Source organism: Streptomyces sp. RP5T (genome assembly GCF_003933965.1).
GTDB lineage: Bacteria > Actinomycetota > Actinomycetes > Streptomycetales > Streptomycetaceae > Streptomyces.
This window is the reverse complement of record NZ_RSAJ01000416.1, coordinates 1-7,625: the sequence shown is the minus strand read 5'-3', so window position 1 is coordinate 7,625 and position 7,625 is coordinate 1. Positions and strand designations below refer to the sequence as shown.

General features: G+C 71.9%; 6 protein-coding genes and 1 pseudogene. 3 read left to right on the top strand and 4 right to left on the bottom strand.

Annotation, left to right across the window (positions count from 1 at the left end):
- Nucleotides 1–22: 22 nt before the first annotated feature.
- Nucleotides 23–799, bottom strand: coding sequence for an SIS domain-containing protein (locus EHS43_RS31830; RefSeq protein ID WP_125194146.1), 777 nt, complete (start codon nucleotides 797–799; stop codon nucleotides 23–25).
- A 206-nt stretch (nucleotides 800–1,005) separates the two neighbouring features.
- Between EHS43_RS31830 and EHS43_RS31825 the strand changes: the two genes are divergently transcribed.
- Both EHS43_RS31825 and EHS43_RS31820 read left to right on the top strand, forming a co-directional pair.
- Complete coding sequence (locus EHS43_RS31825; RefSeq protein WP_053848992.1) at nucleotides 1,006–1,698, top strand: metal-dependent transcriptional regulator; 693 nt, start codon at nucleotides 1,006–1,008, stop codon at nucleotides 1,696–1,698.
- Between the two features lie 540 nt (nucleotides 1,699–2,238).
- Entirely contained in the window at nucleotides 2,239–3,117 is an 879-nt protein-coding gene (locus EHS43_RS31820) for an alpha/beta fold hydrolase (protein WP_125194145.1), read from the top strand.
- Between the two features lie 287 nt (nucleotides 3,118–3,404).
- Here EHS43_RS31820 and EHS43_RS31815 read toward each other — a convergent pair whose 3' ends face one another.
- Genes EHS43_RS31815 through EHS43_RS31805 form a run of 3 tightly spaced genes read right to left on the bottom strand, consistent with a single transcriptional unit; the run spans nucleotide 3,405 to nucleotide 6,460 of the window.
- On the bottom strand, nucleotides 3,405–4,994 hold the full coding sequence (locus tag EHS43_RS31815) for a transporter (protein WP_125194144.1): 1,590 nt from the start codon (nucleotides 4,992–4,994) through the stop codon (nucleotides 3,405–3,407).
- A complete protein-coding gene (locus tag EHS43_RS31810; protein WP_125194143.1) occupies nucleotides 4,991–5,761 on the bottom strand; it encodes an ABC transporter ATP-binding protein in 771 nt (256 codons plus the stop codon). The genes EHS43_RS31815 and EHS43_RS31810 overlap by 4 nt, the downstream gene beginning before the upstream one ends.
- A 36-nt stretch (nucleotides 5,762–5,797) precedes the next feature.
- Nucleotides 5,798–6,460, bottom strand: coding sequence for a bifunctional DNA primase/polymerase (locus EHS43_RS31805; protein WP_125194142.1), 663 nt, complete (start codon nucleotides 6,458–6,460; stop codon nucleotides 5,798–5,800).
- Nucleotides 6,461–6,753: 293 nt separating this feature from the next.
- On the opposite strand from EHS43_RS31805, the pseudogene EHS43_RS31800 reads away from it, so the two are divergent.
- A pseudogene (locus tag EHS43_RS31800) lies at nucleotides 6,754–7,625 on the top strand (transcriptional regulator); the annotation flags it as partial.

Genomic DNA, 7,625 nt, shown 5'->3' with positions numbered 1-7,625 from the left:
GGGTCGTGGGGCGGGCGTAGGGCTACTGCCGGTAGAAGATCCGGTCGCCGTACTCCTCGAACACCCGCTCGTTCCAGTCCAGGCCGCCGTCCACGTTGCCCGAGCGCAGCAGGGGCGGCTCGATGCCGCGTTCCGCCAGCGCGCCCGCCGCCGACGCCATCACGGCCTGGAGCAGTGCCGAGGTCACGACCGTGGAGGCCGGGGCGAAGGGGGCCGGGACGGTGTCCAGGGAGAGTTCCGCGTCACCCGGGGTGATCTTGGAGTCGAGGACCAGGTCGCAGTGGTCCTTCAGGAAGGTGCCCGAGCTGTGCCGGGGTTTCGTCTGACGGGTGTAGGCGACCGACGTGACACCGATGACCTTCACGCCGAGGGCCCGCGCGCCCTGGGCCATCTCGACGGGGAGCGCGTTGCGCCCGGAGAGGGAGATGATCACGAGGGCGTCGCCCGCGCGGAGGGGCGAGCAGGTGAGGACCGCGTTCGCGAGACCGTCCACGCGCTCCAGGGCGGAGCCCAGGGTGGCCGGCATAACGTCGACGCCCACGACGCCCGGTACGGTCAGCAGGTTCATCAGGGCGAGTCCGCCGGCCCGGTAGACGAGGTCCTGCGCGGCGAGCGAGGAGTGCCCGGCACCGAAGGCGAAGAGGCGGCCGCCGGAGGCCACGGTGTCGGCGAGGAGCTCACCGGCCGCCGCGACGGACTCCGCCTCCTCGTCACGGACCCGTCGCAGCAGCCCGATCGCGGCGTCGAAGAACTGTTCGGACAGCTTGCCGTCAGCGCTCGCGGAGCCCGTCTCGCCCATGCGTCGTCCAACCCTTCGTCGCCGTGTCGCGGATCACCGTGCGGTCTGTACCAGTGGGATGTCAATACGACGGCGCACCCGGTCGTCACCGCCTGGTTTCAACGGCCCGGCACGCTTGTCAGTGGCATCCGGCAGAATTGACGTCAGGGCCAGCGCACGCGCCGCGAAGCTGTCGTGCTTCCGGCAGATCTCATCAAGGGGCACGTATGTCCGGACTGATCGACACCACGGAGATGTATCTCCGCACCATCCTCGAGCTGGAGGAGGAAGGTGTGGTCCCCATGCGTGCCCGGATCGCCGAGCGACTCGACCAGAGCGGGCCGACCGTCAGCCAGACCGTGGCGCGGATGGAGCGCGACGGGCTGGTGTCCGTCGCGACCGACCGGCACCTGGAGCTGACGGACGAGGGCCGGCGGCTGGCCACGCGCGTGATGCGCAAGCACCGGCTCGCGGAGTGCCTGCTCGTCGACGTGATCGGTCTGGAGTGGGAGCAGGTCCACGCGGAGGCGTGTCGCTGGGAGCACGTGATGAGCGAGGCGGTGGAGCGCCGGGTGCTGGAGCTGCTGCGACACCCCACCGAGTCGCCGTACGGCAACCCGATCCCCGGTCTGGAGGAGCTGGGCGAGAAGGACGGCCCGCACCCCTTCCTGGACGAGGGCATGGTGTCGCTGGCCGAGCTGGACCCGGGCCTCGACGGCAAGACGGTCGTCGTGCGCCGGATCGGCGAGCCGATCCAGACGGACGCCCAGCTGATGTACACGCTGCGCAGGGCGGGTGTGCAGCCCGGTTCGGTGGTGAGCGTGACGGAGTCGGCCGGCGGGGTGCTGGTGGGCAGCGGTGGCGAGGCCGCGGAGCTGGAGTCGGACGTCGCCTCGCACGTGTTCGTGGCCAAGCGCTGAGTGCGCCGGGAGCGTCGGGAGGGCGCCGGGAGGCTCAACTGCCGTGCTCTGTGGTGCGGTTGGGACTGTCCCGGATCGCGCGTCCTGCGCTCTTCCCCGGCCCGTCGATCCGAGATTCACTGTGCGGAATCGCAGCGCTTCGACGCTTCCCGTGCGAGGCTGTCGCGTGAGGCATATGACCTGAGGGGGCGGGCGGATGTGCCGTGGACGTGGGGATGGCCCCGGCGCCTTTCGGTGCCGGGGCCGGTCCTCCCCTGTGCTGACCCGGAGCCCCGAGCTCCCAGGGTCGTTCCCCTCGGACCGATTTCCCCGAGCGGTCCGCCTCCCGCTGAAGGTCTCCCCTCGGCGGCGGCGATCATTCCTTGCGGGAGGTCACTCGAATGAGGGGTGTTGTCGCGTGAGCCCCGATTTCCGAATGCGTATTCGATAGATTGGCGGTTTCGGGGGTGACGGGGCGCGGGGGATGTGCGCTGAGGGATGTACGACGAGGAAGCGGCAGGCAGGGCAGGCACAGCGGTTCGGGGAGCTAGGGGGGTGCCAATGGCGCGGCGCATCGACGTGACCGGGGCGGGCGGCGTACGTCTCGCCGCCTGGGAGTTCGGTGACCCTCCCAAGACGGACCCGGAGAACCGGGCTCCCGGGGTCCTGTTACTCCACGGCCTGATGGGCCGTGCCTCGCACTGGGCGTCCACCGCCCGCTGGCTCTCCGAGCGCTACCGGGCCGTCGCGCTCGACCAGCGCGGTCACGGCCGGAGCGACAAGCCCCCTCGGGCCGCCTTCACCCGTGACGCGTACGTCGAGGACGCGGAAGCCGCCCTCGAACAGCTGGACCTCGCCCCGGTCGTCCTCATCGGACACGCGATGGGCGCCCTGACCGCCTGGCAGCTCGCCGCCCGCCGGCCCGACCTGGTCCGCGGAGTGATCATCTGCGACATGAGGGCCTCCGCCCTCGGCGCCGCCTCGCAGCGGGAGTGGGGCGAGTGGTTCAAGGCCTGGCCCGTCCCCTTCGCCACGCTGGCCGACGTCCGCAAGTGGTTCGGCGAGGACGACCCCTGGGTGGAGCGGCCCAACCCGGCGCGCGGCGAGTTCTACGCCGAGGTGATGGCCGAGTCCCCCGACGGCTGGCGTCCCGTCTTCGAGCCCGAGCAGATGCTGTCGTCCCGCGAGACCTGGGTCTACGACGCCCACTGGGAGGAACTGACCCAGGTCAGGTGCCCCGCCCTGGTCGTCCGCGGCCTCGACGGCGAACTGGGCCGCGCCGAGGCCCAGGAGATGGTCCGCGTCCTGCCCCGCGGCGAGTACGCCGAGGTCGCCGACGCCGGCCACCTCGTCCACTACGACCAGCCGGAGGCCTGGCGAGCCGCGATAGAGCCCTTCCTGGACGCCTTGGACAACCAGTCCGCCACCCCGGACGACTGAGGCGCGCTCGGTCCTGCGCATGCGCCCCGGCCCGGACAGCGCCCGACGGCCACGGTCCCCGACGTGGAGCCCACGGCTGGGGCGCGTCGGCGGCCACGGGTCCCGCAGGCGTCACTGCGGCTCGGGTGCATCTGGGTTTGGGGCGCTCAGTCGCGTCCGGAGGGAGTGGTGGCCGGCGGCCCTGCCGTGTCCTGCCTCCTGGCCGGCCACGGCTTCCCGCACCCCTGCGCCTTGCCACGGGGGCTTTCCGCACGGCCTGCGACGAGCACGAGGCCGCCCCTGGCCCGTCAGCCCTTGCTGACCGCCGTCAGGATCTCCGGGAGTTGCCGGGCCGTTCGGGGGGCTGCCAGGTGCAGGCCCGCCCAGGTGATCGCGGTGCCGTAGACCGTGCCGATCGGGAGGAGCGTCCAGCTCCAGTCGTCGCCGTTCGCGCTGAGGTTGGCCCAGATCGTCAGGGCGATCACGGGGGCGCAGAGCAGGGTGGCCGAGACCATGCCGCCGACGACCGCGGCCGCGGCGAGGCCGGACTGGCCCGGGGCCACGTTCTTGTAGCCCTCCTGCGGGATCGAGTAGGGGAAGCGCGCCGACGTCCACGCCCCGGTCGCCAGCATCGCGCCGAGCAGCGCGAAGGACACCCCGAGCACCTCGGGCAGCTTCGGCCAGTCGCCGATCAGCGCGGTCGTGACGACGGTGACGAGGGTGGCGTACGGCAGGGTGATCACCAGCAACGCCAGGGCACGCGCGCGCAGTTCGACGTAGGCGTCCCGTGGGGAGGAGATCGTCATCGCGACCATCCAGAACGCGGAGCTGTCCTGCCCGAACTGGTTGTACATCTGCACGCCGAGCATGCCCGCGGCGAAGCACGCGAAGTAGATGGACCCCGTGCCCTGCACCGCGTTGAACACCGGCACGATGAGCCCGATGGCCAGCGACGTCACCCACGCGGCCTTGGTCTTGGGGTCGCGCCACACATAGCGCAGGCTGCGTTCCATCACGGTCCCGGTGCGCCCCGAGGGCAGCAGCCGGGCGAGCCCCGTCGAGCTGCGCTCACGGGCGGCCCCCTGGGCGGAGGGGAGCGTGGAGCCGTCCGGGGAGGTCATCAGCCGGGTCAGATGGCGGGACCAGAGGGCGAGAAGGCCGGCCAGCGCGGCTGCGGTGAGGGCCAGTTGCAGGACCGCGACGCCGTACGCGCCCTCGCTCGCCGAGTCGACCGCCCCGATCGCCGACGCGGGCGGCACCCACCTCAACACCTGCGTCGGACCGTCCAGTTGCCCGAGGCCGCCCGAACCGAGCTGCTGCGCGCCGAAGTTCACGACCTGCGCGCCGACGGCGATGACGAGCCCGCTCAGCACCGCCAGATCGCGGCCCTTGCGGCTGGACAGCAGCCGGATGTTGGCGACGGCCACGGCCCGCGCGAGCGCCACGCAGACCAGCAGCGCCAGAACCACACCGAGCACCGAGAAGACGTACGCCACCGCCCCGTGCGCGACCGAGACGACGGATCCGACGAGCAGGCAGAGCGTGAACACGGGACCCGTGCCGACCAGCGAGGCCACCAGGAGCGCCCGTACCAGGGGCCGGGGCCGCAGCGGCAGCATCACCAGACGGGTCGGGTCGAGGGTCTCGTCGCCGCCGGGGAAGAACAGCGGCATCACGGCCCACCCGAGCGCCAGCACGGCGACCAGCGGGACGACGACGGAACCGGCGTGCTCGTTGCCGCGCAGCGCGACGAGACCGAGCAGCTGGAGCGCGGCGAGGACGAGCACGGCGACGGCCGAGGCGATGTAGGCGGCCCGCCGCCCGCCGGACTGCCGCAGCCCGTTCCTGAGCAGCGACAGCTTCAGCCGCACGACGACCGGGGTGAGGTCCGCGGTCACCGGGCCCCACCGCCCAGCCAGTCGAGGTTCGCCCCGGCGTCCTGCCCCTGCGCGCCCACGAGTTCGAGGAACGCGCGCTGCAGGGAGGGCGCGGCGCCGCGCACCTCGTCGAGCGGACCGTGGGCGCGGATGCGGCCGGCGGCCATGACGGCCACCCAGTCGCACAGGGACTCCACGAGTTCCATCACGTGCGAGGAGAAGACGACGGTGGCACCGGAGGCGGTGTACCGCTCCAGCACGCCCCGGATGGTCTGCGCGGAGACCGGGTCGACGCCCTCGAACGGCTCGTCGAGGAAGAGCACTTCGGGATTGTGGAGCAGGGCGGCCGCGAGCCCGATCTTCTTCCGCATCCCGGTCGAGTAGTCGACGACCAGCTTGTGCTGCGCGCCCGCCAGGTCGAGCACGTCGAGCAGCTGCGAGGCCCGCCGGTCGACCTCGCCCCCCGGCAGCCCCCGCAACCGCCCCGAGTACGCGAGCAGTTCGCGTCCCGAGAGCCGTTCGAACAACCGCAGTCCCTCGGGCAGGACACCGATCCGGGACTTCACCTCGACGGGATCCCGCCACACGTCGTGCCCGGCCACGAGAACGGATCCCTGATCGGGCCGCAGCAGGCCGGTCACCATGGAGAGGGTGGTCGTCTTCCCGGCCCCGTTGGGTCCGACGAGACCGATGAACTTCCCGGCGGGAAGCTCCAGATCAATCCCCGCGACAGCGACCTGCTGTCCGAACCGCTTCCAGAGTCCACGCACACTCACAGCCGACGTCATGGACGCCCACCCTAGGCGTGCGGTGAACCGGGCAGGTCACCGATCCCGGCCACAAGCGTAGGCGAGCGGCGAGATCAGCTCCTCGGCGTCCGGCAGCCAGCGGTTCGCGGGCGTGGGACGGCACGCCCACTGCACGGCACCGCTGGACCCGTACCGGGTGGGGGGACCCGCGACGTAGAAGCCCTCTCCCAGGGCGAGCAGGTCGAGCGACGACGGGGTCCACCCCAGTTTCCGCACCAGCTCCGGCACCTTCACCGACGCCCCCGGCAGCACGAAGAACTGCATCCGGCGATCGGGCGTCAGCGTCACGGGCCCCAGCGTCAGCTCCATCCGCTCCATGCGGGCCAGCGCCAGGAAGCCCGCGCTCTCCGGGACCGAGATCGCGTCGAAGGTCCGCCCGGTGGGCAGCAGGATCGAGGCTGCCGGCTGCTTCTGCCACATCCGGCGCGCGACCGTCGCGCTGCCCGTGGCCTGCGTCGCCCAGTCCTCGCGCGCGGGGTGCGCCCCGGGGACGGCGCACGCGGAGTCACCGCAGGAGCACCGCTGCACCCCGTCGACGGCTTCCAGCCAGGTGCCGGGAAAGACGTCCCAGTGGCGCTCCTCGGCGTAGCGTACGGCTGTCTCCAGCAGCGATTCCCCGCGCTGCGTCGGAATCTGAGCGGCTTCGGTACCCGCGATCGTCTCTTCCACGATGAACACAACTCCCGCACCCACCTCGGGTTACGGCCAGGTCCCGGCCCGCGCGCGCGGGGGAAGCGCATCGATTCCGCATCCGGGGCGCATGGATGCATGTGCGGGGGCGCAGAGGAGGAACCCCGGCGGGAGCTGGGTAACCACGAGGGGGGTCGGTACGAGTCTTTACCCCGGCAATCCTCGCATGCCTCGCATTTTCGACACATTGGCGGGGCATTGATCTTCACGGCCGGAATTTTTCGGTGGAAGACACGTCAACTCGGTGCGTGGGCAGGCACCGCAGCCACAGGGGGTACGCCATGGCCGCAAGGCCTCTCGTCGCGCGACAGCCGAACGAACGGCTGCAGGCGCTCATCCAGGAGGCGGGGTGCTCGAACGCCGGGCTGGCCCGCCGGGTCAACATGTGCGGTGCCGAGCACGGCCTCGACCTGCGCTACGACAAGACGTCCGTGGCCCGTTGGCTGCGCGGACAGCAGCCGCGGGGCAGGGCGCCCGCGATCATCGCGGAGGCCCTCGGGCGCAAACTCGGCCGTACGGTCACGATCGACGAGATCGGCATGGCCAACGGCAAGAACCTCGCCTCCGGCGTCGGGCTCCAGTTCTCGCCGACCGTACTGGGCGCCATCGAGCAGGTGTGTGAGCTGTGGCGCAGCGACGTGGGCCGCCGGGACTTCCTGTCCGGCTCCTCGGTCGCCGCGTCCGCGCTGGTCGAGCCGAGCCGCGACTGGCTGATCTCCTCGCCCGACTCGCAGGTGGCACGCCAGGCGGGCCCCCGCGTGGGGCAGTCCGACGTGGCGGCCGTGCGCGCGATGACCCAGGCGCTCGTCGACCTCGACCACCAGTACGGCAGCGGGCATGTGCGCCCGGTCGTCGTGCACTACCTCAACAGCGTGGTCTCCGGGCTGCTCGCGGGCTCGTACCGGGAGGCGACGGGGCGTGAACTGTTCGCCGCGGTCGCGCGGTTGACGGAGCTCGCCGGGTACATGGCGATCGACACCGGGCAACCGGGCCTGGCCCAGCGGTACTACATCCAGGCCCTGCGGCTCGCGCAGGCGGCCGGCGACCGCGGATACGGCGGCTATGTGCTCGCCGCGTCCATGAGCCACCTCGCCGCCCAGCTCGGGAACCCGCGGGAGATCGCCCAGTTGGCGCGGGCGGCGCAGGAGGGGGC